General features: G+C 59.5%; 14 protein-coding genes. 7 read left to right on the top strand and 7 right to left on the bottom strand.

Annotated features, from left to right (window positions below):
• Window positions 1–90 precede the first annotated feature (90 nt).
• From ACIP66_RS11715 to ACIP66_RS11705, 3 genes are all read left to right on the top strand, one after another.
• Window positions 91–2,961, top strand: a complete 2,871-nt coding sequence (locus ACIP66_RS11715; RefSeq protein WP_400648168.1) for a putative bifunctional diguanylate cyclase/phosphodiesterase — start codon at window positions 91–93, stop codon at window positions 2,959–2,961.
• Between the two features lie 127 nt (window positions 2,962–3,088).
• A complete protein-coding gene (gene hexR, locus ACIP66_RS11710) occupies window positions 3,089–3,955 on the top strand; it encodes a transcriptional regulator HexR (RefSeq protein ID WP_053125183.1) in 867 nt (288 codons plus the stop codon).
• Window positions 3,956–4,108: 153 nt separating this feature from the next.
• Complete coding sequence (locus ACIP66_RS11705) at window positions 4,109–4,312, top strand: PA3496 family putative envelope integrity protein (protein ID WP_077575111.1); 204 nt, start codon at window positions 4,109–4,111, stop codon at window positions 4,310–4,312.
• Here the strand turns inward: ACIP66_RS11705 and ACIP66_RS11700 are convergent.
• Complete coding sequence (locus ACIP66_RS11700; protein ID WP_400648163.1) at window positions 4,254–5,216, bottom strand: LysR family transcriptional regulator; 963 nt, start codon at window positions 5,214–5,216, stop codon at window positions 4,254–4,256. The genes ACIP66_RS11705 and ACIP66_RS11700 overlap by 59 nt on opposite strands.
• Before the next feature lie 190 nt (window positions 5,217–5,406).
• Here ACIP66_RS11700 and ACIP66_RS11695 point away from each other — a divergent pair, with 190 nt between their 5' ends.
• On the top strand, window positions 5,407–6,822 hold the full coding sequence (locus ACIP66_RS11695; RefSeq protein WP_053125176.1) for an acetyl-CoA carboxylase biotin carboxylase subunit: 1,416 nt from the start codon (window positions 5,407–5,409) through the stop codon (window positions 6,820–6,822).
• Between the two features lie 101 nt (window positions 6,823–6,923).
• Entirely contained in the window at window positions 6,924–8,732 is a 1,809-nt protein-coding gene (gene oadA / locus ACIP66_RS11690) for a sodium-extruding oxaloacetate decarboxylase subunit alpha (protein WP_159813191.1), read from the top strand.
• A gap of 290 nt (window positions 8,733–9,022) precedes the next feature.
• On the opposite strand, the gene ACIP66_RS11685 is transcribed toward oadA, so the two are convergent.
• Window positions 9,023–11,389: an autotransporter domain-containing protein gene (locus ACIP66_RS11685; protein ID WP_400648159.1), complete on the bottom strand. Its 2,367-nt coding sequence runs from the start codon at window positions 11,387–11,389 to the stop codon at window positions 9,023–9,025.
• Window positions 11,390–11,676: 287 nt separating this feature from the next.
• Entirely contained in the window at window positions 11,677–14,634 is a 2,958-nt protein-coding gene (locus ACIP66_RS11680; RefSeq protein WP_400648156.1) for an autotransporter domain-containing protein, read from the bottom strand.
• Window positions 14,635–14,890: 256 nt separating this feature from the next.
• Here ACIP66_RS11680 and ACIP66_RS11675 point away from each other — a divergent pair, with 256 nt between their 5' ends.
• Window positions 14,891–15,169 carry a helix-turn-helix domain-containing protein gene (locus ACIP66_RS11675; RefSeq protein ID WP_400648153.1) on the top strand — a complete coding sequence of 93 codons (279 nt, stop codon included), beginning with the start codon at window positions 14,891–14,893 and terminating at the stop codon, window positions 15,167–15,169.
• Window positions 15,170–15,252: 83 nt separating this feature from the next.
• Here the strand turns inward: ACIP66_RS11675 and ACIP66_RS11670 are convergent, their stop codons facing one another.
• The 3 genes from ACIP66_RS11670 to ACIP66_RS11660 are packed head-to-tail and all read right to left on the bottom strand — an operon-like array spanning window position 15,253 to window position 17,017.
• On the bottom strand, window positions 15,253–15,924 hold the full coding sequence (locus tag ACIP66_RS11670; protein WP_053125167.1) for a GNAT family N-acetyltransferase: 672 nt from the start codon (window positions 15,922–15,924) through the stop codon (window positions 15,253–15,255).
• A 12-nt stretch (window positions 15,925–15,936) separates the two neighbouring features.
• Entirely contained in the window at window positions 15,937–16,383 is a 447-nt protein-coding gene (locus ACIP66_RS11665) for a GNAT family N-acetyltransferase (protein ID WP_008078822.1), read from the bottom strand.
• Window positions 16,384–16,393: 10 nt separating this feature from the next.
• Window positions 16,394–17,017 (bottom strand): FMN-binding negative transcriptional regulator, encoded by a 624-nt coding sequence (locus ACIP66_RS11660; RefSeq protein WP_212550321.1) that lies wholly within the window; start codon window positions 17,015–17,017, stop codon window positions 16,394–16,396.
• 92 nt (window positions 17,018–17,109) lie between these two features.
• Between ACIP66_RS11660 and ACIP66_RS11655 the strand changes: the two genes are divergently transcribed.
• A complete protein-coding gene (locus tag ACIP66_RS11655; RefSeq protein ID WP_400648148.1) occupies window positions 17,110–18,663 on the top strand; it encodes a PLP-dependent aminotransferase family protein in 1,554 nt (517 codons plus the stop codon).
• A 2-nt stretch (window positions 18,664–18,665) separates the two neighbouring features.
• Here the strand turns inward: ACIP66_RS11655 and ACIP66_RS11650 are convergent, their stop codons facing one another.
• On the bottom strand, window positions 18,666–23,228 hold the full coding sequence (locus ACIP66_RS11650) for a dermonecrotic toxin domain-containing protein (protein ID WP_400648146.1): 4,563 nt from the start codon (window positions 23,226–23,228) through the stop codon (window positions 18,666–18,668).
• Window positions 23,229–23,255 lie beyond the last annotated feature (27 nt).

The following is a 23,255-nucleotide window of genomic DNA, read 5'->3' as shown; positions in this document are numbered from 1 at the left end:
TCTGGCGTGGTTTGGCAAGTTGATCGGCTTGTGTATGCTCCGTCCACGTTTCGGGCGCACGCCCTCCTTATAAGAACAAGAACGTTGCCCATGACCCTCAGCTCCGAACTGTCGGGCCCCTCCGTGGAACCCCGGGTTATCCGCAAGCACTACGCCACCGAGATGGCGGTCGAGCGCACGCGCCTGCTGTATCAGGGTTCTTTATTGCCCACGCTGTTCATGTTGATCAATGGTCTGGTCTGCGCCGGTTTGCTCTGGAGCCCGCAGCGCTACTTCGTGGTCAGTATTTGGCTGGTGTGGTTGCTGTCGCTGGTCGCGCTGCGGGTGATCCAAGTGGCCGCGTTCGATTCCGCCATTCCCAATCGACAGGCGCAGCCGATCTGGCGCCGAATGTTCCTGCTCGGCTCGACCATGACCGGCCTGACGCTCGCCGGCGCCGGCATCGCCCTGGTGCCCGCCGACAACTTTATGCAGCAAGCCTGGGTGTTCGGCCTGATTGGCGCCGCGACGTTGTCAGCCAGTGTCGCGTACGCGGTGAGTCTGCCCGCGTTTTTGTCCTTCACCTTGCCGTGTCTGTTGCCAGCGATTGGCTATCTGTTTTGGGGCGGCGACGAGCAGGCGCGCGGTTGGGGCTGGCTCGGGTTGATCTTGCTCGGCTCGCTGAGTGTGGTGGCGTGGCAGGTCAATCGGCTGATCGATCGCGGCTTGCTGCGGCGCTTTCAGAATCAGCACCTCATTGAACACCTGCAACAGACCCAATCCCGTAGCGAGCAACTCAATCAGGAACTGGCCAAGGAGATCGACCACCGGCGCTGTGCCGAGGGCAAGTTGCGTGAAGCCCAGGTCGCCCTTGAGGATCGTGTTGCCCAGCGCAGCCGCGAACTGGACGCCGCCAATCAGGCCCTGAGCAAAAGCGAAGCGCGGCTGGCGCTGGCGTTGAAAGCCAGTGAGCTGGGATTGTGGGACTGGAACCTGCAAACCGACGAAGTCCATCACACGCAGATTCAGGAACTGTTCGGCCTCGCCCCGGAATACGTCACGGCGTTGCTGCGCGATCTCAAACCGCGATTGCACCCCGAAGACGTACCGAACCTCAAACTCGCGCTGACCGAGCATTTAAAGGGTCGCACAGAGGATTATCAGATTGAGTACCGCGTGCGTCACGGCGACGGTCATTGGGTGTGGATCGAAGACCGTGGCCGCGCGGTGGAGCGCAGTGACAGCGGACGGGTGATCCGCATGGTCGGCACCCGCCGCGACATCAGCGTCAGCAAAAGCCTCGAAGAACAGCAGCGACTGGCGGCGACGGTTTTTGAAGCGGCCAGCGAAGGCATCGTCATTCTCGACCCGAACTACGCGCTGATCGCGATCAATCAGGCGTTCAGTCGTGTCACCGGTTACGACATCGACGACATGCTCGGGCGCAATGTCGTCGAACTGCCGTGCAGCCGCGATGCGCGCCGTCATTACGTGGCGATCCGTCATGCACTGGAGCAGCACGGCAGTTGGCAGGGTGAGTTGGTCGAGACGCGCAAGAACGGCGAGCTGTATCCGCAGTGGCTGCAATTGAATGCGGTGCGCGACAGTCGCGGTAATGTCAGCCATATCGTCGGCTTCTTCGCCGATCTCTCCGCGCGACGCGAATCCGAAGAGCGCATGCGTTACCTGACCCATTACGACGAACTCACCGGGTTGGCCAATCGCTCGCTGTTCCGTGAACGTCTGCACGAAGCGCATCAGCGTTCACGTCAGGGTCGGCGCAGTCTGGCGTTGCTGCACATCAATCTGGATCGCTTCAAATTGCTCAACGACAGTCTCGGCCATGAAGTCGCTGACCAGTTGTTGCAGAAGATGGCGCGGCGGCTGGTCAACGCGTTGCCGGAGGCTGACACCATTGCGCGTTTGTCCGGCGATGAATTTGCGGTGCTGTTCGATGCTTACGGCAACCTGTCGAGTCTGGCGCGGGTCGCTACGCGATTGTCGGCCAAGCTGCGTTTGCCGCTGACGGTTGAAGGGCATGAACTGGTGGTCAGCGCCTCGATGGGCATCAGCATGTTGCCGGACAACGCGCGGGAAATTGCTGCGCTGGTCAGTCAATCGAACATGGCCATGCAACACGCCAAACACCTCGGCGGCAACAACTTCCAGTTCTACACCGAGAGCCTGCAGGCCAGCACCCTCGAGCGCTTGCAGCTGGAAAACCAGTTGCGCAAAGCCATCGAGGACAAGCAGCTCAAAGTGTTTTACCAGCCAAAGCTGTGCCTCGAATCAGGTCGCTTGAACGCGGCGGAAGCACTGGTGCGCTGGGATCATCCGACCATGGGCCGGGTGCCGCCGGGGGATTTTATCGGGCTGGCCGAGGAGACCGGATTGATCGGGCCGATCGGCGAATTCGTCTTGCGTCAGGCTTGCTGGCAAGCGTGCGAATGGCAGCGGCAAGGGCTGGAGCCGATCCGGGTTTCGGTGAACCTCTCGGTGCATCAATTGCGGCAGGGCAAACTGGTCAGTCTGGTACGTCAGGTGCTGGAGGAAACCGGTCTGGCGCCGCACTACCTCGAACTGGAACTGACCGAAAGCCAGTTGCTCGACAGCGTCGAACACATCATCGCGACCTTCCAGCAACTGCGCGATCTGGGCGTGAAACTGGCCATTGACGACTTCGGCACAGGCTATTCGTCATTGAGTTATCTCAAGCGTATTCCGGTGGATTACGTGAAGATCGATCAGGCGTTCATACGCGGATTGGGCGAGGGCAGTGAGGATGCGGCGATTACCCGTGCGATCATCGCCATGGCCCACGGGCTGTCGCTGAAAGTGGTCGCGGAGGGCGTTGAACGTCAGGATCAGCTGGAATTTTTACGCGCCGAACGTTGCGATGAGGTGCAGGGCTATCTGATCAGTCGTCCGGTGGAGGCTGCCGCTCTGGCCGGGCTTTTGCGTGAACAGGAAAAACCGTTTTAAGGGCTACATGCACCTCATCGCGCCTGATATGGGGACATGGAGTTACGCATTGAGCAGGCAAAAAGCCAATTCATGTAGTATAACTACAAGCGTGCTACATCCTTGCCCATAAGAAGAGTCCAGCCCCTTGAATCTGCTGCAACACATCGCCCAGTCACGTCACCTGTTACGCAAGTCGGAGCTCAAGGTCGCCGACCACGTGCTGCTTGACCCTGCGGCCGTGATGCACAGTTCCATGGCCGACCTGGCCCACAACGTCGGCATCAGTGAGCCGACCATCGTGCGCTTCTGTCGCGCCATCGGTTGCTCCGGTTTTCAGGATCTCAAACTGAAGTTAGCGCAGAGCCTTGCGGCCGGTGCCAGCTTCGGCCAGTTCGCGATCCACGAAGACGACTCGGTTGCCGATTACAGCCTGAAGATTTTTGACACCACGTTGCACACGTTGATGGAGGTTCGCGAGAAGCTCGATCCGATTGAGTTGCAGCGTGCGGTGACGTTGATGTCGCAGGCGCAGCGCGTTGAGTTCTATGGTTTTGGCGCGTCGGGCGCGGTGGCGGCGGATGCGCAGCACAAGTTCTTCCGGTTGTTGCTGACCGCAGCGGCGTATTCCGATCCGCACATGCAGGCGATGTCGGCGGTGACGTTGAAGCCGACCGATGTGGCGATCTGTATTTCCCAGTCCGGGCGCTCCAAGGATTTGCTGATCACCGCCAATCTGGTGCGTGAGAGCGGGGCGTCGTTGATTACCTTGTGCCCGAGCCAGACGCCGTTGGCCGAGTTGTCGACTGTTAATCTGGCGATCGATGTGCATGAAGACACTGAGATCTATACGCCGCTGACCTCGCGTATCGCGCACCTGGTGGTGATTGATGTGTTGGCGATGGGCGTGGCCATGGCGCGTGGGCCGAGCCTGGTTAACCACCTCAAGAGCGTGAAGCGCAGTTTGCGTAGTTTGCGCCTCTCTCCGAAAGCCGCCAAAGCTCTGGATGATTAAGATCAAAAGATCGCAGCCTTCGGCAGCTCCTACATTGACCGTGTAGGAGCTGCCGAAGGCTGCGATCTTTTGCTTTGTAGTCGGCAACTTTCATCAAACCGTCATCCCCCACGCCTATTGTGAAACTCCCGTCATCGCCTTGGGAGACTCGAAATGGCTCAGCCCTACGAAGAACGCAACAGCGCCGCGAAAACCCGTCGTCAGCAGGAAGACCAGCGCCGCATGGAATTTCGCCGCGCTATCGAAGATCGCTTCGAACTCCGTCAGCTTCAAGCCGAAATCGGCGACTTTCCCGATATCACTCACTGGCAGGCGGCACCCGCAGCTTCCCGTCGAAGCGCTCAACCAGCGCGCTGATCTGCACGCGTTCGCTGCGGATAAACGCCAGGAAGGCGTGCGCCACCGGTGACAAGCGTTTGGCTTTCGCTTGCACCAGGCACCAGCTACGGAACAGCGGCAATTCCTCGACCTGCAGCTCGACGAGCCCGCCGGTCGCCAGCTCCAGGTTCAGGGCATGGCGCGTCAACAGCGCCAGGCCCAGACCCGCTTGCACACATTCACGCTGCGCTTCGGCCGACGCCACTTCCTGAGTCTGAGTGAAGTGCACGCGTTTCTCTTTGAAATACTCTTCGCACGCCAGTCGCGTACCCGAGCCGGGCTCGCGGATCAGCAGCGTGTAGGGTTCCAGATCCTGTAACCGCAACGGGCCCATGTGCGCCAACGGATGATCCGGGCGCGCCACGGCAACAATCGGGTTGTTGAGGAATGGCAAAAATTCCAGGCCCATGTCCTGCGGCACCATCGACATGATCACCAGATCGTCACGGTTGTCCGAGAGCCTGCGAATGACCTGGCCACGGTTGACCACGGTCAGTTGCAGATTCACTTCCGGGTGCTGGCGTTTGAACGCGGCAAACAGGTGTGGGACGAAATATTTGGCGCTGGATTCCACCGCCAGTTTCAGCTGACCCTGCAGCGAACCCTGCATGTCCGACAGCTGCATATCGAGGTTTTCCAGACGCCCGAAAATATCCCGGCTGGCGCGCTGAAGAGCTTCAGCGGCTTCGGTCATGTAGAGTTTTTTGCCGACATAATCGAATAATGGCTGGCCGATCAGCTCTTCCAGCTGCTTTATTTGCAGGCTAACCGCCGGTTGGGTGAGCGACATTTCATCCGCGGCGCGGCTGTAAGAGCGTAAATCACACACCTCGTTGAAGATCTGCAGCTGACGCAATGTCATACGCATCAAGGACTTACGCATTTTATTCGGGCTCGGCACGCGGATAGATGTTTGAACTATAAGTCTTTACTTATGGCTAACCCAATTATTATTCATTTTTGTTAATCCCTTATGAGCGCTAGTGTGGATCTGCGACTAAATTGAAACATTTGGTCACGCGTCGACCTGGGTCTAGCAGGTCGTGGTGCCACCGGCTCAAGGGAACCTCCAAGTGATAACAAAGATCCTGATCGCCAACCGTGGTGAGATTGCCGTACGAATCGTGCGAGCCTGCGCCGAAATGGGCATTCGCTCGGTAGCGATTTTTTCCGACGCCGACCGCCATGCGCTGCATGTGAAGCGTGCGGACGAGGCCCACAGCATCGGTGCCGAGCCACTGGCCGGTTATCTGAACCCGCGCAAGCTGGTGAACCTCGCCGTGGAAACTGGTTGCGATGCCCTGCATCCCGGCTACGGTTTCCTTTCGGAAAACGCCGAACTGGCTGATATCTGTGCCGAACGCGGGATCAAGTTCATTGGCCCGTCGGCAGAAGTCATTCGCCGCATGGGCGACAAGACCGAAGCGCGCCGCAGCATGATCAAGGCCGGCGTACCGGTCACGCCGGGCACTGAAGGCAACGTCGCCGACATCGAAGAAGCTTTGGTCGAGGGCGACCGCATCGGTTATCCGGTGATGCTCAAGGCCACCTCCGGTGGTGGCGGCCGTGGTATCCGTCGCTGCAACAGCCGTGAAGAACTCGAACAGAATTTCCCTCGGGTGATTTCCGAAGCGACCAAGGCGTTCGGTTCTGCCGAAGTGTTCCTGGAAAAATGCATCGTCAATCCCAAGCACATCGAAGCGCAGATCCTTGGCGACAGCTTCGGCAACGTCGTGCACCTGTTCGAGCGTGACTGCTCGATCCAGCGTCGCAACCAGAAGCTCATCGAAATCGCCCCTAGCCCGCAACTGACCCCGGAACAGCGCGCCTACATCGGCGACCTGTCGGTGCGTGCGGCCAAGGCAGTGGGTTACGAGAACGCCGGCACCGTAGAGTTCCTGCTCGCCGAGGGCGAGGTGTACTTCATGGAGATGAACACTCGGGTGCAGGTGGAACACACCATCACCGAAGAAATCACCGGGATCGACATCGTCCGCGAACAGATTCGCATCGCTTCCGGCCTGCCGCTGTCAGTGAAACAGGAAGACATTCAGCACCGTGGTTTCGCGTTGCAGTTCCGTATCAACGCCGAAGACCCGAAGAACAACTTTCTGCCGAGCTTCGGCAAGATCACCCGTTACTACGCCCCCGGTGGCCCGGGCGTGCGCACCGACACAGCGATTTACACCGGCTACACCATTCCGCCGTTCTACGACTCGATGTGCCTGAAACTGGTGGTCTGGGCACTGACCTGGGAAGAGGCGATGGATCGTGGCCTGCGTGCGCTGGACGACATGCGTCTGCAAGGCGTGAAGACCACCGCCGCGTACTACCAGGAAATCCTGCGCAACCCGGAATTCCGTAGCGGCCAGTTCAATACCAGCTTCGTTGAAAGCCACCCTGAACTGACCAACTACTCGATCAAGCGCAAACCCGAAGAGCTGGCCCTGGCCATCGCCGCCGCCATCGCCGCCCACGCAGGCCTATGAATGAAACAGCTGCGAGCTTTTAGCTGCAAGCGGCAAGTAAAAGCAGATTGGCTTTTTCTTGCAGCTTTTAGCTTGAAGCTTGCCGCTATGAGGAGATACCAATGACTAAGAAGATCTTCGTTACCGACACCATCCTGCGCGACGCTCACCAATCGCTGCTCGCCACCCGCATGCGCACCGAAGACATGCTGCCGATCTGCGACAAGCTCGACAAAGTCGGCTACTGGTCGCTGGAGTGCTGGGGCGGCGCGACGTTCGACGCCTGCGTACGCTTTCTGAAAGAAGACCCGTGGGAGCGTCTGCGCCAACTGCGCGCGGCGCTGCCTAACACCCGACTGCAAATGCTCCTGCGCGGGCAGAACCTGCTGGGCTACCGTCACTACAGCGACGACGTGGTCAAAGCCTTCGTCGCCAAAGCTGCCGTCAATGGCATCGACGTGTTCCGCATCTTCGATGCAATGAACGACGTGCGTAACCTGCGCGTGGCCATCGAAGCGGTGAAAGCGGCCGGCAAACATGCCCAAGGCACCATCGCTTACACCACCAGCCCGGTGCACACGATCGACGCGTTCGTCACCCAGGCCAAGCAAATGGAAGCCATGGGTTGCGACTCGGTGGCGATCAAGGACATGGCCGGTCTGCTGACCCCGTACGCCACCGGTGAACTGGTTCGTGCGTTGAAGGCCGAGCAATCGCTGCCGGTTTTCATCCACTCGCACGACACGGCCGGTCTGGCGACCATGTGCCAGCTCAAGGCGATCGAAAACGGCGCCGACCACATTGACACCGCGATCTCCAGCTTCGCTTCGGGCACCAGCCACCCGGGCACCGAGTCGATGGTCGCTGCGCTCAAGGGCACCGAATTCGATACCGGTCTGAACCTCGAACTGCTGCAAGAGATCGGCCTGTACTTCTACGCCGTGCGCAAGAAGTACCACCAGTTTGAAAGCGAATTCACCGCCGTCGACACCCGCGTGCAAGTCAACCAGGTGCCGGGCGGGATGATCTCCAACCTCGCGAACCAGTTGAAAGAGCAGGGCGCTCTCAACCGCATGGGCGAAGTGCTCGCGGAAATCCCGCGCGTGCGTGAAGACCTCGGCTTCCCGCCGCTGGTGACCCCGACTTCGCAGATCGTCGGCACCCAGGCGTTCTTCAACGTGCTGGCCGGCGAGCGCTACAAGACCATCACCAACGAAGTGAAGCTCTACTTGCAAGGCGGCTACGGCAAGGCGCCGGGCGTGGTCAACGAGAAGCTGCGTCGTCAGGCGATCGGCAGCGAAGAAGTCATCGACGTGCGTCCGGCCGATCTGCTCAAGCCGGAAATGACCAAGCTGCGTGCCGACATCGGCGCACTGGCCAAGTCGGAAGAAGACGTGCTGACCTTCGCCATGTTCCCGGACATCGGCCGCAAGTTCCTCGAAGAGCGTGCCGCCGGCACCCTGACCCCTGAAGTGCTGCTGCCGATTCCTGAAGCGGGCGGTGTGACCAAGGCGGGCGGCGAAGGCGTACCGACCGAGTTCGTCATCGACGTGCACGGCGAAACCTACCGCGTCGACATCACCGGTGTCGGTGTGAAAGCGGAAGGCAAACGTCACTTCTACCTGTCCATCGACGGCATGCCGGAAGAAGTGGTGTTCGAACCGCTCAATGAATTCGTCGGCGGTGGCAGTAGCAAGCGTAAGCAAGCTTCGGCACCGGGCCACGTCAGCACGACCATGCCGGGCAACATCGTTGATGTACTGGTCAAGGAAGGCGACACCGTCAAGGCTGGCCAGGCTGTGCTGATCACCGAAGCGATGAAGATGGAAACCGAAGTCCAGGCAGCTATTGCCGGCAAGGTCACCGCGATTCATGTGGCCAAGGGTGATCGGGTCAATCCGGGCGAAATCCTGATCGAGATCGAAGGCTGAGATAACCGCCGCGATCCAACGCTTTAAACCTCGGGGGGGCATGTGCTCCCCTTTTTTTTGCCTTTTTTTCTCTGTAGGAGCTGCCGCAGGCTGCGATCTTTTGATGTTGTTGTTTAAGGGCAAGATCAAAAGATCGCAGCCTGCGGCAGCTCCTACAGGGGATTTGCGGGTGGCGCAGAACCTTGTAGGAGCAGAGCTTGCTCGCGAAAGCGGTGTGTCAGTTGCAGCAAAAACTGGCTGACATTACCTCTTCGCTGGCAAGCCCGCCCCCACAACAGCCCATCAGGTCGTTAGAACGCCATGCGCCATTGGCCCATCAGGCCAGTGTTGCGGCTGTCGGAGGCGATGTCGCCGGTGACGCCCATGCCCAGCGTATGACTGGCTGATAGCGCCAGATCGAGGCCGGCATCCAGCGACAAACTGTTGCGATCCAGTTGCGCCCCAGCGATTTCAAAGCCGATCCCGCCGTTCAGCAACTGCTGGCGCGTGTGCATGTCGAGTTCGCCGTAGGTATGTTTCCAACCCGCACTCAGACGTGGCGTCAGTTGCATGCCGTTGTCGAGGTTGTTGGTTTTTGCCATGCGCAAACCGAAGGTACTGCTCAGGTTTTTTTGTGACTGCCCGTGAACCTTCAACGCCGCGTCGCCACCTTTTTCGCTGTAACTGTCACGCTGGTAGCGCTGGTAACCGAGATTGGCGAAGGGCTCGAGTGTGAAATCGCCTTCGCCGAAGTCGTAACCCAGTTCGGCAAAGGCCTGTTGGGTGGCGGCGTCATAACTGCCTTTGAGGCGATCGCTAAAACCGTTGAACGCGACCCGACGTTTGCTGCTGCCGTCGTGACTGGCATAGGTGGCGCCAAGGCGCAGTGCCAGCGGGCCGTCCTGACGCACCGCGTAGGCACCGACATGCCAGCTGTCGAGATCGCCATCGGCATGGCGCGCATTGAGTTTGGTCTGCGAGTTACCACCGATGATCCCGACATGCCATTGCTCATCGAGACGCCAGTCAGCACCTGCAACGAGACCTTGGGTGGAGTGTTTCAGGGTGCTATCGGTGTCGCGATCGATTTTGCCGCCATTGCCTAATGCCTGAACCCAGACTCGGCCGTTACCGTCACCTGCTTTAGCTGATCTTGCATCGGTGTCGAGCTGACGCATGGCCGACAGCATGCTGTCGCTGACCGGTGACACGGCGCTTAGTGTGGCTTTGGCGAGGTTGGCGTTGCTGCCGGCGGCGAGTTGATCGAGCGCCAAAGCAGCGGTGTTTCTGTTACTGCCGAGCAGGGCGACGAGGGCTTGGTTCGCAGGTGCGATCGGTGCAGAAACACTGGCCGGGACGACGCTTGCAGTTGGTGCAGTCGTTGCAGGCGCCGCAGGAACAGCTTGAGTCGCGGCCGACGCGGAAGCCAGGACAGGGGCTGCATTTTCAGCTGGCTCGGTAGCCGCAACGGCAACAGGTGTTTCAACTGTAGGGGAAGTATCAACGGGATTAGCCGCAACAGCCGAAATAACCGCCTCGGCGGAGACGGCAGTTCCGATTGAAGCGGCGGCCTCACCAGAAACAACCGAAACAGCAGTGTCCGCTGGCTCCGTAACCACCTCAGAAACCGTCGCTATCGCTGGAGCAGAAGACTCCGAAATCGCCGTTTCGATCACTGGCGTTTCCACCTGCGCTCCCGTCGTCTCAGCCACCACCGGCACTACTTCTGGCGGCGCGACCGGAGTGGTGGAAGCATCAAGCATCTGATCGATTTGTTTACCAATTTCGCCAGCATTTTCCGATGAGGCGGCGTTTTCAACCTTCTCTGCATTTCGGCTAAACGTCAGCCCGACCTGTTTCTCGCCGTATTTCAGCGTTGGTGTCATGAACGCCAGATCGTTTTCAATACGGCCAAATTCCCCAACGACTTTTCCCGCTGTCAGAATCGTGTGCTGACTGCTTTTCGGGTAGTCGCCCGCCGTTGTGAGTTGCAACGTCGAATTACCCAGATCGGCCGTCCCGGCGACCACGATGGTCTTGCTAACTCCTTTCGCTTTAACCTCGTAAGCCAACGTCGCGCTGGGCTTCAGGTTCAAATCGCCATTCACGGAAGGTGCGCCGAGCGCCTGATTAACCTTCAGCATTCCATGAACATTCAATGTGCCAGTTGCACCTCCACCAGCGAATTGGCCCTTTTCATCAACGTGGACTGCCCCGCCAATGATTCCCCGGTTGTTGAGGTTACCGCCAGCAGATACAAAGGCGCCTTGATTGATCCCGCCTTTATTGATCAGCGTGCCTTCGACCACGGCATGTCCAGCAATCGCACCTTCATTGGTGAAGGTCGCTTCAGGGCGCACCACAACCCCTGCGGTGAAGTCCGAGGGCGTATTTTTGACTCGAGTCCAGACACCTTGCTTGACCTCAAGGCCATGGAAGTTCTGCGTATCACCCAGCGAGCCCTTGGCCGCATCAAGTTGCAGGACATTCACACCGCCGGCGCCATCCACCGGGCCTGCAAAGCTGCCTTTACCGGTGACGATGAGCAGATCACTGCGCTCACTAAAAGGCTCGGCATAACCCTTCTTGTCGATCGGTGTTTTAAGGGTGTCGGGATCGTTGATGAAGGTGTCGAGTAGCGCCGTCAGCGCGCCAGGGGTTGGCACGTTGGCAGGCACTTCTTCGGCCTGTGTGTATTGAGCGCAGCTCACCGCGAGGGTGATGGCCAGCGCCAGTTTTTTCGGTTGGTAAAAGTGTTGAACGGGCATCAAGTAAGGCCTCTTTGACTGGAGGCCAAACTCTAAGTTGAAGGCCTGTGGGGCCGATGTCAGCTGCTTCCCACAGGCTTGCGGCTTCCTTCAGTTTCCTCCGGGGAAAATCGTCGAGACCGAAGCAACGGCTGTTTTTATCCAGCCCTTACGACGTGTTTTCCTACAATGTTTACAGATGTAACCCGCTGGCACTCTCAGAAACTCATCTGCCATTGCCCGATCAGCCCGTGATTGCGGCTGTTGCTGCCGATCTCGCCGCTGTAACCGACACCCAGCGTATGCCGCGCCGAGATGCCGACTTCCAGACCCGCTTCCAGCACCAGGCTGTCACGATCCAGCGAGCTGCCATCGACACTGAACGCGGTGCCACCGGTGACGAAAGCCTGACGCGTCGAATTGCTCACATCGCCATAGGTATGCTTCCAACCAGCCGTCATGCGCGGCGTCAGGCTCATACCGTTATCCAACGTATTCAGGTGGGCCAGACGCAAGCCGAAGGTGCTGCTGAAGTTGTCCTGGGTTTCGCTGTCGACTTGCAGCGCGGCGGCACCACCCTTTTCCTGATAACTATCGCGGTGGTAGCGCTGGTAGCCGAGGCTGGCGAAGGGTTCGGCGTTGAGTCGACCGCTGCCCATGGCGTAGCCGAGTTCGGCGAAGGCTTGCTGACTGTCGGCGTCGTAATCGCCTTTCGGGCGATCGCTGAAACCGTTGAAGGCGACGGTGCGTTTGCTGTCCCCCTGATGGCCGCTGTACGCCGCGCCGAGACGCACTGAAATCGGGCCATTCTGATGCAGCGCATAAACGCCGGCGTGCCAGCTCTCGACGTTGCCGTCGACACCGCTGGCGTCGAGATCGGTTTTCGAATAACCGCCGAGCACACCCACGCGCCACGCCGGGGTCATCGACCAGTCGGCGCCGAGCACGCTGCCCTTGGTGCGTTGTTCCAGACCGCTGCTGCCATGTTCGCCGTCGAGCTTGCCGTAGCCGCCGATGCCTTGCAGCCACAGACGGCCACGGGCGTTCGGGTCATTCAGATTGCGCGCCTCGGAAGGCACGCCGTTCGCCGCCAGCACCGGTGTATCGCGCTGATCGAGGCCGACAGCCAGGCCCGGGCTGCCGCCGATTTGTTGCATCGCCGAGAGCATGCTGTTGCCGACCTGACTGCTGGCGGCGAGGGTGGCGCTGGTCAGGTTGGCGTTGCTTGAACCGGCGAGTTGTTCGATTGCGGCGCCCGCCGTGCTTTGCGAGGTGTTGAGCAGCGCGTTGTACAACGCGTTGTTGCTGCCCATCGAAGCGATGCTGTTGGCGGCGTTGCGGCCATTGCCAGTGGTAGCGAACTCGTTGAACGCCACGTCGTTGCGGTTGTAACTCAGATCAACCTGCGTCGGCGTGTAGGCGAGGGTCGGCGTGAGGAACGCGTAGTCGCTGGTGACGCTGCCGAAGGTGCCATTGACTTGCCCGGCCTGCAACACGGTGTACTGGCTTTGCCACGGATACGTGCCGGGGCCGGGATTGACCGCCAGCGTCGCGCCGTTAAGGTTGGCGGTGCCGCCGACTTGCACCGGGGCGCTGCTGCCGTCGGCGTTGACACCATAGGCGAGGGTCGAGCCGCTGCCCATATTCAAATCATGCACGACGGTTGCACGACCGAGGCTGGTGTCGGTGCGCAAGGTACCGTTGACGTCGAGACTGCCCACCGAACCGCCGCCGGCATACACACCGCCCGCATCGACGGTCAGGTCGCCAGCGATGCTGCCCTGGTTGATCAACGTCGCGCCATTGCGCACCGCGCCACCGTCGCTGAAATCGCCGTTGCCGGTCAGCGTCCACGCGCCTTGTTTCACTTCCAGCCATTCGAAGTTGCGACTGTCGCCGAAGCTGCCGCCCGCGGCGTCGTCCATCACCACTTGGTCATCACCGCTGCCGCCATCGACCACGCCGCCAAAGCGGCTGCCGTTGCGCAAGGTCAGGCTGTCGTTGCCGCCACCGAGATCCAGCGCCAGGCCATTGCTGCCGCTGATGGTGCCGCCGTTGACCACGTTGTCATCGAACTCGCCGACGAACTTCACGCCGAAACCGTTGAGGCCCTGAATGGTGCCGAAGTTCTCCAGCGTGGTCGCTGCCAGCCCCGAATTGCCGCTGCCGTCGTCGACCAGAATCGCGCTGTCGGCGCCGCTGATCAGTGCGTCTTTGCCGTTGAGAATATAGCCGCCGCCCAGCGCGATCCCTTCGCTGCCATTGGCGAAACCACCCTTGTCCACGCCGCCCGCGCCGACGCCTTGAATGGTGCCGTAGTTTTCGATGTGGGCGATGTTGTCGATGTCCACGCCGTCGCCGTCACCGTTCGCTTGCAACCCGGAGTAAGCGCCAGTGATGGTGCCGTGGTTGATCACCGTGCCGTCACCGTCGGAACCGAACCCGGAGCCGTTGCGCCCGGTGATCTGTCCATAGTTGACCAAAGTCGCGCCGAGATCGGTGGTGATGCCGTGACGACCACCGGAAATCACCCCGTAGTTGGTCACGCTAACGCCGCCAGCCGAATCGATATCGATGCCGTCGAACTTCTCGTCGGCGTTGTGCGAATCGCCGGTAGAAATCTCGCCGTAGTTAGTGATCGTGGCGTTGGCGCCGGTCTTCATGCCGTCGCTGGCGTCGCCGCGAATCAGCCCGCCCGCGCGATTGATGATGGTGGTTTTCACCCCGTCGCTGCGCAGCGCATCGAGATCCAGACCTTGGCCGGTGCTGGAGCGAATCACGCCACTGTTGTCGATCAACAGACTGCCGCTGACGAAATTGCTGTCGATGCGCAAAGCGTCGTTGGCGCCGAGAATCTGCCCGCCGCTGCGGTTATAGATCGCGTAGTCGCGCGCCTTGCTTTCGTCGCCGCTGCTATCAATCGCGCGGCCACCGGTGGAGATGATTTTGCCGGCGTTATCGATCACCACACCGGTGCCGCTGGTCTTGTCTTTCAGGCTGACGGTCTTGCCGCTATTGGTGATGCTGCCCGGCGCTGAAATGGTCAACGTGTCATTCCCGCCCAAGGTTTGCGCGGCGGTGGTGGCGGTGTCGATCTGAATGTTTTTGCCGTGGGCCGCCGTGGCGGAAATCAGCAAAGTGATGGCGAGGGAGAGACGCTGCGGCGGGAAGGACATGGGCGGAAGGCCTTTTTGTTATAAGCGGGCCGTCCTGTATAGCGAAGGGTTTTTAAAAAATGATGTCGGTGAGTGATCTGCATTGTTTTGCAGCTTTATGGAAATAGCTGGGGAATATCTGCATTTTGTTGCAGTTTTCTTAGCGCCTTTGCCCTTTGAATCGCAATACATTGCAGATTGAGCGCTGATTAGTTCATCAGACTCACTCCAATATGGCTGTGAAGCCTACTGCGTTAAAAAAAGCGGAGGTAATGATGTGGGAATGACAGTTGCTGAGCGAATGGTGCTAATGGAAAGCATCCAAGAGGCAATCGCTGAGGGCACACTGGAAATCGGTGAAGCCGTTCGGCGTTTACGCGTGGAAGTGACTGGGTTGCATCAAAACCAGTTCGCAAGGATGTGCAAAATTTCAGTCCGTACATTAGTTCATATCGAGCACGGTGAAGGTAATCAGACGATGAAGTCGTTGAATGCAGTGTTCCGTTGTTTCGGGATGAAAATGAGCGTGGTGCGCATCCGTAGGGACGTGGGTTAAAGATCAAAAGATCGCAGCCTGCGGCAGCTCCTGCACAGGTCAATGTAGGAGCTGCCGCAGGCTGCGATCTTTTGCTTTGCGCTTCAGCTACGGCACTCAACCAAGCCTTTCAGCTGTCCATCCGGCGTCTGGTTTTCATCGCTCAACCAGCGCTCGAACCCGGCGCCGATCGCCGGCCATTCCGAATCCACAATCGAGTACCACGCGGTGTCGCGGTTCTGGCCTTTGACCACCATGTGCTGGCGGAACACGCCTTCAAAGCTGAAGCCCAGACGTTCGGCGGCGTATTTGGAGCGGGCGTTGCCGTTGTTGCATTTCCATTCGAGGCGGCGGTAGCCGAGGTCGAAGGAATGTTTGGCCAGCAGGTATACCGCCTCGGTGCTTTTCGGCGAGCGCTGCATTGGCGCGCCGAAGGTGACGTGGCCGATCTCGATGCGGCCCTGCGCCGGGACGATCGACATCAGGCTGAGGATGCCTTGCACCTGGTTGTTCGCACGGTCGATGACCGCGAAGAAATACGGGTCGCTGGCGGCGGCATGGTTGTTCAGCCAGGCGTCGAAAACGCTGCGTTCCGGGAACGGGCCGTAGGGCAAATAATCCCAGAGCTTCGGGTCGGCGCCGGGGCCTTCGAGGGCGGCGAACAGTTGTTCGCCATGGCGCGCCGGGTCGAGGCGTTCGAGGCGAATAAAACGCCCTTCAAGCAATGTGGCGGTAGGGGCGGGGACGCCTTTCCAGTCAGCAGGTGAAATGATCATGGGTGCCTCTCCTTAAATGGCTTTTCGAAACTGGATGAAGCCCGGGCGCTCGGCGATGCGCTCGTAGAGCTGGATCGCGGTGGCGTTGGATTCGTGGGTCAGCCAGTGCACTTTGCAGCAACCGTCAGCCTTGGCGGTGGCGTAAACGTGTTCGATCAGCAGGCGGCCGACGCCGGTGCCGCGTGTTTCCTCGGTCACCAGCAAATCCTGCAGGTAGCAGGAATTTTCGATGCTCCAGTTCGAGCGATGATAGATGTAATGCACCATGCCGACCGCTTTGCCATCGGCCCAGGCCAACGCTGCGTGGGTCGGTTCGCTCGGATCGAGGAAACGCTGCCATGTGCTGTCGGTGACGGCGTCCGGCAGTTCGGTGTTGTAGAAGCGCAGGTAGGCCTGCCACAACGGCAGCCACGCGGCGCGGTCGGCGGCGCTGACCTGGCGAATGTCGATCTGACTCATGGTGATTTCCTTAGCGCATCAATTGGGCGAGGGTTTGATCGTTGACTTCGGGGCTGGCGGCCAGACCTTCACGCACGCCGGCAATGTCTTCGGCGCTGCGGTTCTGACTGAGTTTGCGCTTGCCCTCGAGACGGTCGATGGGAATGGCAAAACCGACAATCGCCTTGAGCATGCCGTCGATGTAATCGGCGGGCGCATCGGCGACGGACCACGGTTGCGCGCGGCCGGCTTCATGACGGTCGGTGAGGGTGCTGACGATGTCGAGCAGGCGTCCACCATCGCTGAAGGTTTCGGCGTGGCCATAGGCGTGCACGGCGATGTAGTTCCAGGTCGGCACGACTTTGCCGTGCTCGGCCTTGCTCGGGTAAAAACCGGGGCTGACGTAGGCGTCGGGGCCGGCAAAAATCAACATGGCTTCGGCGCCGTCACGCAGGTCTTTCCATTGTGGATTGGCGCGGGCCAGGTGCCCGTACAGCGTGCCGTACTCGCCTTGTTCGCAATGCAGCAGCACCGGCACATGGCTGGCTTGCAGACCGTTTTCGCCGTGGGTCACCAGAATGGCGAGGCGGGTGGCGAGGATCAGTTCGTGCAGTTGGGATAGTTCTTCGATGGCAAAGGCGCGCGGCGTGTACATGGACAGATTTTCCTTGGCGAATGCCTGCATCCTAGGCAGGCTATTGGTCTGTTGTAAGAGCCATTGATGACCAATTTCATAGGTCCATTACCATGCCTGATTCGTTAACGCTGTCCATGCCCTTCAATCCCGCCGGTATCGAGCTTGATCGCCGGCAGGGCCTGAGCCGCCAGCTCTATCAGGCATTGCGTCTGCGCGTACTCGATGGCCGCTTGGCCAGTGGCACGCGGCTGCCGGCCAGTCGCGATCTGGCGGCAGCGTTGGCGATTTCGCGTAACAGCGTGGTGCGCGCCTACGATCAGTTGTATGCCGAAGGGTTTATCGAAGGGCGGGTCGGCGACGGCACTTACGTCGCACAATTGTCGGCGCCGCCGCCCTCGGCAAAAAAACTATCCACAAAAGTATCCACAGGGTTTTCAACAGGCTTACCCACAGCCTTATCCACAAATTGGCTGGATTTACCTGTGATTCCATCCAGTAAAGTTATCCACAGCGATACTTTTTCCCGCATCGAAAACAACCATTTGGCCAAGCCGCCGAGTGGTCCACCGCGTGCTTTTCGTGTCGGTGTGCCGGCCTTCGATCTGTTCCCTTTTGAGGTCTGGGCCAAGCTGAACGCGGCTTTCTGGCGCAAGCCGGATTTGCAGCAGCTGTGTTACGGCGACCCGGCTGGTGATGCGCGTTTGCGCGCGATGATCGCCGCCTATCTGCGCAGTTCGCGCGGCATGCAGTGCAACGCTGAGCAAATTGTGATCACCAGTGGCGCGCAGCAGGGCATTAGCCTTTGTGCACAGTTGCTGGTGGAGCCGGGCGATGGCGTCGGCATTGAAAATCCAGGTTACCGCGCCGCTGGTCACGCGTTCGCTGTAGCAGGTGCGCGATTGCGTGGAATTGCGGTGGACGAGGAGGGGATTGATTGCGCGGCATTGGCAGCGGCAACGGATTGTCGGGTTGCCTACGTGACGCCATCTCATCAATACCCGACCGGCGTGGTGATGAGTCTGGCGCGACGTCTGGAATTGCTGGCGTGGGCCGAGCGCACGCAAGGCTGGATCGTCGAGGACGATTACGACGGCGAGTACCGTTACACCGGCGCACCGCTGGCGCCATTGGCGGCGCTCGATCGGCAGGGGCGGGTGTTGTACGTCGGCACCTTCGGCAAAGTTGCGTTCCCGGCGCTGCGCCTGGGTTATCTGGTGTTGCCGCCAGCGCTGGTGGACGCCTTTTCCCAGCGCCGCGCGGTGGACGTGCGCCACTCGGAAGTGAGCACCCAAGCGGTGATGGCCGAGTTCATGGCGGCCGGGCATTTTCAGCGGCACATCCGGCGGATGCGCCGTGCCGCATTGAGCCGGCGCAATACCTTGTTGGTCGGTTGGCCGAGCGATATTCCCGGCGTCGGCAGCCTGCCGAGTGTGGCGGCCGGTCTGCATTTGACCATTGCCGTGGACACACTGGTCCGCGAGCAACAGTTGATCGGTCTGGCCGCCAGCGCCGATGTCGAGATCAACGGTTTAAGCAGTTATTGGCTGCCGGATTCAACCTTGCCGGCGGATCAACGCGCCGGCCTGGTGTTGGGTTTTGCCGCCGTGCCCGAGGCAGCGATCAGCGCTGCGCTCGGGCGATTGAAGAAAGCCTGGCGCGACTGAAATCAGTTTTTCCCGGAAGCACCGGCCACTGGTTTCTCCGGTATGGGCAGATCAAGAAACAATTTGCGCAGGTCTGGATCGCTCAACTTGCGCAACACGCCATTGATCGGCTCGAAAGCGTTCAAGGTTTTTTGCTGATCCGGTGTAAGGGTCGCAAGGTAACTGTCGGCGACTTTCAGGTGGGCGGTGGTCGGTTGATCCGCCGGGGTTTTCAGGGTTTTGTAGTGAAAGTGCGCGACCCACAGGGGTTGGTCGTTGTTTGCCTTGTCGAGAATCCGGAACTCCTGAAAATAATCGCCGAACTGTTTCGTCGGGATACGTCCACGCTCGTCGCGAGCGAGGCTGAGTTGAGCATTCTCGTGCATCCATTTGAAATTGGTTTGAGTCGGTTTGCGCAGTTTGTACATGCTCGCGCGGATGTCCACGCCTTCGCGCCTGACCCGTGTGGCCGATTCACGCATTTCGGTACTCAGACTGGCAATAGGGGGAACGCTTTTTTTTGCCGCACGCAAGTTGCTCAAGGCTTGTTCGACGTCTGTTGCGCTTTGCTCCAGTTTCCGCGCGTACTGTTCGTGGATATCTTGCATATCGGCAGGGATCCGTGAAGGGCGCAGTGCGTCTTTTCGGGTGCGTTTGAGAAAATTCGGGCAATCGAGATTCAGTAGAAGGGCATTGTCGATGGTATCGAGATCATCGCGAACCGGGCTTAGCGCGGGGCGTGTGTCGGGAAGGATTCTGTTGATCGGATCGGCACTGCTTTTCTCAGGTACGGCAGGTGCTGGTTCGCGTGGTCGGGTCTTGTAAACCTTGATCATCGCGCGCGACGGACCGGGTTGCTCGGTGGTGGTGGCCTTCCGTTGCTGCAGCGTCGGATCATTCAGCAACAAGGAATCGAGCCGGGCCTGAGCCAGTTGGCGAAACTCTTCGATCAGTGTTCGCAGATGCATCACGCGCGGGCGCTTGACCTGTTGCGGGAAGTTGTCGAGTAGCTCCTGCAGACGCTGGTCGGCATCGTTGAAGGTGTCGACGAAGTGGCTCATTTTTTCCAGAGTGGCTGACGGTTCGGCCATCGGTGCAGGCTCTTTGATCAGCATCGCCAGATCCTGTGCGGCGCTCGCCGCATTGACAATAATGCTGCCCATTTGATCGCGTGCCTGATCCATCAGTGGCCCCGTTGTTTCCTCCATGCAGGGCTCATGCGACATGCCAATTTCGTTGGCTTTGAACTCCAGGGCGGTGGCAGACGGCAACATGGCGCGCAGTTGCGCCGCTTTGGAAATGCCCGTTTTGCCGAGAGGTTTCAACTGCTCCAGCGAGGTATCAGCGAGACTCAGTTTTTCTTCCAGTTGCTGGCCCAGCTCGATGGCCTGAGCAATGGTCGCAGCGTAGCTCGCGCCTTGCGCCGGCGGATCATCGGGCCGGGTGAGATACAGCGGTTCAGTGGTCTTGGTGTAGGCGTGCACTTTAATGACGTACCACTGAGCGATGTTTTTTTGCAGCTCGATGGTCAGGCGCACCGTGTCGTAGAGATAACCGACCGAGCCACCCTTGGTGCGCCATTCGCGAAGATGTTCCAGGGCTTTCTGGTATTCGCCAATGGTTTCCTCGAGTTTTGCCGCGTAGGCGTTCGTGACGGTTTGCATCGTTTGCTCGGTGGCCTTGAGCCGCGCATCGAGGGCTGCGCGCAATTCGGTCTTGAGGGTTGTTTCGCGATCCTTGAACGCTTGCAGGGTACTTTCCAGTTCCAGTTTGCGATGAGCGTTAACATGCCTGAGTTGCTGAATCCGGCTTTTGCGCCCGCCACCCCGCAGACGCAGGCGTGTGTCGATGTACCACAGACCCTGCAGACCGTGGGTCAGCAGCGGTCCGCTGCGGGAGGCGTCATGTGGATCAAGGATCGTGACTTGTTCGTTGATATCCAGATGAACTTCGAACCAGCGTTCGCGCACTTGCGCGTAGGTCTTGTCCTCGAGTTGATAGAGGTGGGGCGGTTGGTCGTTGAGCCTGATCATGTCATCTTGGGCCAGATCGGGCGCCTCGACCTTGAGCGTGTCCAGGTAACGTCCCAGCGCGGTCGGATCGCGTCGAGGAACCGATCCGCCCACCTCGACGGAGGTGCAATGCGTGCTCGGCAGTTCACCCCGCAACGGCTCGGCGTCAAAACGTGAAATGACCAGTGCGTTATCGGTTTTACGCAAGTCGTCGACGAAGTGTGGCTCCGGCTTCAGCTCACCCGCCACGCGTCGGCGATGCCGTACGGCGTGATGGGTCAGAATAATTCCCAGAGTCAGCAATACATTGGCCAGCGAGCTCCATTCGCCGAGACGATCACCGCGCGTATGGGCGTCGAGTGCCTGCTGGATTTCTTCAATGCTTTGCCACACCCATACGGCAGTTCCGAGCGCGCCACTGAGGCAGTTGGAGGCGACATTGAACAGACTCCAGCTGCTTTCCTGCAGCAGTAGCCAGCGTTGGTCGGCGTTGGACATCGATTGACGATCCGCCAGTTCGACCAGGGCTTTCGCATTTCTTTCAAACAGCGCCTGAAAGCGATCGCCGGTGATGTCGTCATTGCCGAAGCTCACGTGACCGAGTCCATCGAGGCGCAGGTTGGGGTCGGACAGTTGCTGGGTGATCAGCCAGGGCGACGGCAAACCTACAGGGAACACGTATTGCGCGTATTCGAAACTCAAGTGGCGGTCAGGCAACCAGGCCAGTACCGAGTCCCTGAGTTCGCCCGGTTGATGCAGCGCGTACAACAGATTCTGTCGGGACGGGAATTGCAGCAAGGCCGGTTCGAACAACGGGCGATAGAGGATGCAGGGGCCACTGTCAGGATCAGTCGGGCCAATGATGAACATGTTGGTCACGTTGTCCGCAGCGCTGACCAAGCGATGCTGTGGGATCAATGTCAGCGGGCAGATCGATATTTTCTGTGAGGACACCACCCGCTCACCGACCAGCTGGCAGATATAGGCGTAGCCGGTTTCATCAAAACCGCTCTGCGAACGAACTTTGCTTTCAAGCGCCGCCAGCGGCAGCAGCAAGCGCAGTTGTTTTTGATACAGCCCGGCCTGACGTTTGTTTTCCTGTGGATCGTCGATCAGTTGGCGTTTGATCAGCTGCGGATAAACGCTGCCGATGTCGATTTGTCGGGACAGATTCACCAACAGATCGACCGTCAGCCAGGCCGGAACGGTTTCAGCCGTTTTGAAGCGCAAAGTGGCCTGATAGGGCGCGGTATTTTCCAGGGCAAATTGGCCGAGGGTTCGCGTGTAGGTGTCGAGCGCGTTGGGCAGGGTCAGGTCGCCGGCGGTGAAGCTGTTGGTGATGGTTATTTCCAGTTCATCCAGCGGCAGTGTCGATGCGCCTTCGGCGTGTTTGTCACGAGTAATGGCTTCGCGCATCAGGCGTTGAGCAAAGCGGTCGATGGGTTCGATCAGATCTTTGCCGGCTTTCATCTGCGGATCGCGGTAGAGCTTGCCCAGACCGGTGATGTACTTGCTGTAAGCCGTCAGATCCTTGGCCGAGGCGCTGTGCAGCCAGGCGGGGATCGCTGATTCGAGTTTGTCGAGGCGGGCCTGCTCGTCCGCAGGCACCACCGGCGCACTCAAGGTGGCCGGAGCGGATGAGGCCGAGCCGTCGCCAATCGCGACAATCGCGTCGAGTTGCGAGGCGACCAACGCCCAGGCCATTTGATCGAAAATATCTCCTTCGGGCTCGAACAGGCGCCACTGCATCGGACGTCCATTCAATTGCTCTGAGATACGCGAAGGCAGTGATGCGCCGAGGGCGTCCATCGAGGCAAAAGACTCGTAGCCGCTTTCAATGGTGTACATCAACACCAGCTCGCGCTGCTCAAGTCGCGCGCGCATGACCAGCGCGCCGCCGAGCAGCAGGTGGGCGATGCTGGTGCTTTCCAGGGTATCGATATCGACCAGGCCGGCCTGAATGTCGCTGAATTCGCCGTGCACCGCTTGCCGGGTTTGCTTGTCCGGCGAGGTGAAAATCACTCGGGCCAACGCGCATTCTTCATCGCTCCAACCCTGTACCTGCGTGATATCCAGCGCTTTGCGCAAGGCGTCGGCGAGTTCTTGCCAGCGCGGCAGGCTGCGGTCGTCGTTGTTCCAAAAATCCAGTTGGCGTTCCTGATACTCGACGAACAACAACGGTGCGTTGTCATTGAGTAGCCGGCCGATCTCTTCGATGTCGACCGCCAGATGTCGCGGTGTTGCAATGTCGGGTTCCAGGGTGAGGAAATGTTCGGCAGCCATGAAATTGGCTGAGACGCTGTACAGATTAAGACGAACCAGTGCATGGCTCAGTGATTCGAAACGGGTGATCCCGGCGACTACATGACCGTTTTCCTCACGCCATTGCGGCGTGCCGATCATGCATTCATTCGGGTCAAGGGCCAGGTCAGGATACAGCGCACGCAAGGCTTCACTGAGCATTTGTGCGGCGACATCACCCAGCGTCGGGCCGTGGCTGGTCAGATTCACCAGCCGGCTTTTGTCGAGCAAGGGTGTGGAGCTGTGGGAGGACAGGGTGACCGGGGGGCTCATGTTCAAAATTCCAAAGCGGTCGAGGAA

The organism is Pseudomonas sp. NPDC088429, assembly GCF_044753305.1.
GTDB lineage: Bacteria > Pseudomonadota > Gammaproteobacteria > Pseudomonadales > Pseudomonadaceae > Aquipseudomonas > Aquipseudomonas rustica.
This window is presented reverse-complemented; position numbering and strand designations above follow the sequence as displayed.

Bases quoted from the DNA above. Each gene is read 5' to 3' on its own strand.
- ACIP66_RS11655 (WP_400648148.1), top strand. From the start codon at position 17,110: ATGCCTGATTCGTTAACGCTGTCCATGCCCTTCAATCCCGCCGGTATC.
- ACIP66_RS11705 (WP_077575111.1), top strand. From the start codon at position 4,109: ATGGCTCAGCCCTACGAAGAACGCAACAGCGCCGCGAAAACCCGTCGT.
- ACIP66_RS11680 (WP_400648156.1), bottom strand. From the start codon at position 14,634: ATGTCCTTCCCGCCGCAGCGTCTCTCCCTCGCCATCACTTTGCTGATT.
- ACIP66_RS11715 (WP_400648168.1), top strand. From the start codon at position 91: ATGACCCTCAGCTCCGAACTGTCGGGCCCCTCCGTGGAACCCCGGGTT.
- oadA (WP_159813191.1), top strand. From the start codon at position 6,924: ATGACTAAGAAGATCTTCGTTACCGACACCATCCTGCGCGACGCTCAC.
- ACIP66_RS11665 (WP_008078822.1), bottom strand. From the start codon at position 16,383: ATGAGTCAGATCGACATTCGCCAGGTCAGCGCCGCCGACCGCGCCGCG.
- ACIP66_RS11670 (WP_053125167.1), bottom strand. From the start codon at position 15,924: ATGATCATTTCACCTGCTGACTGGAAAGGCGTCCCCGCCCCTACCGCC.
- ACIP66_RS11650 (WP_400648146.1), bottom strand. From the start codon at position 23,228: ATGAGCCCCCCGGTCACCCTGTCCTCCCACAGCTCCACACCCTTGCTC.
- ACIP66_RS11700 (WP_400648163.1), bottom strand. From the start codon at position 5,216: ATGCGTAAGTCCTTGATGCGTATGACATTGCGTCAGCTGCAGATCTTC.
- ACIP66_RS11660 (WP_212550321.1), bottom strand. From the start codon at position 17,017: ATGTACACGCCGCGCGCCTTTGCCATCGAAGAACTATCCCAACTGCAC.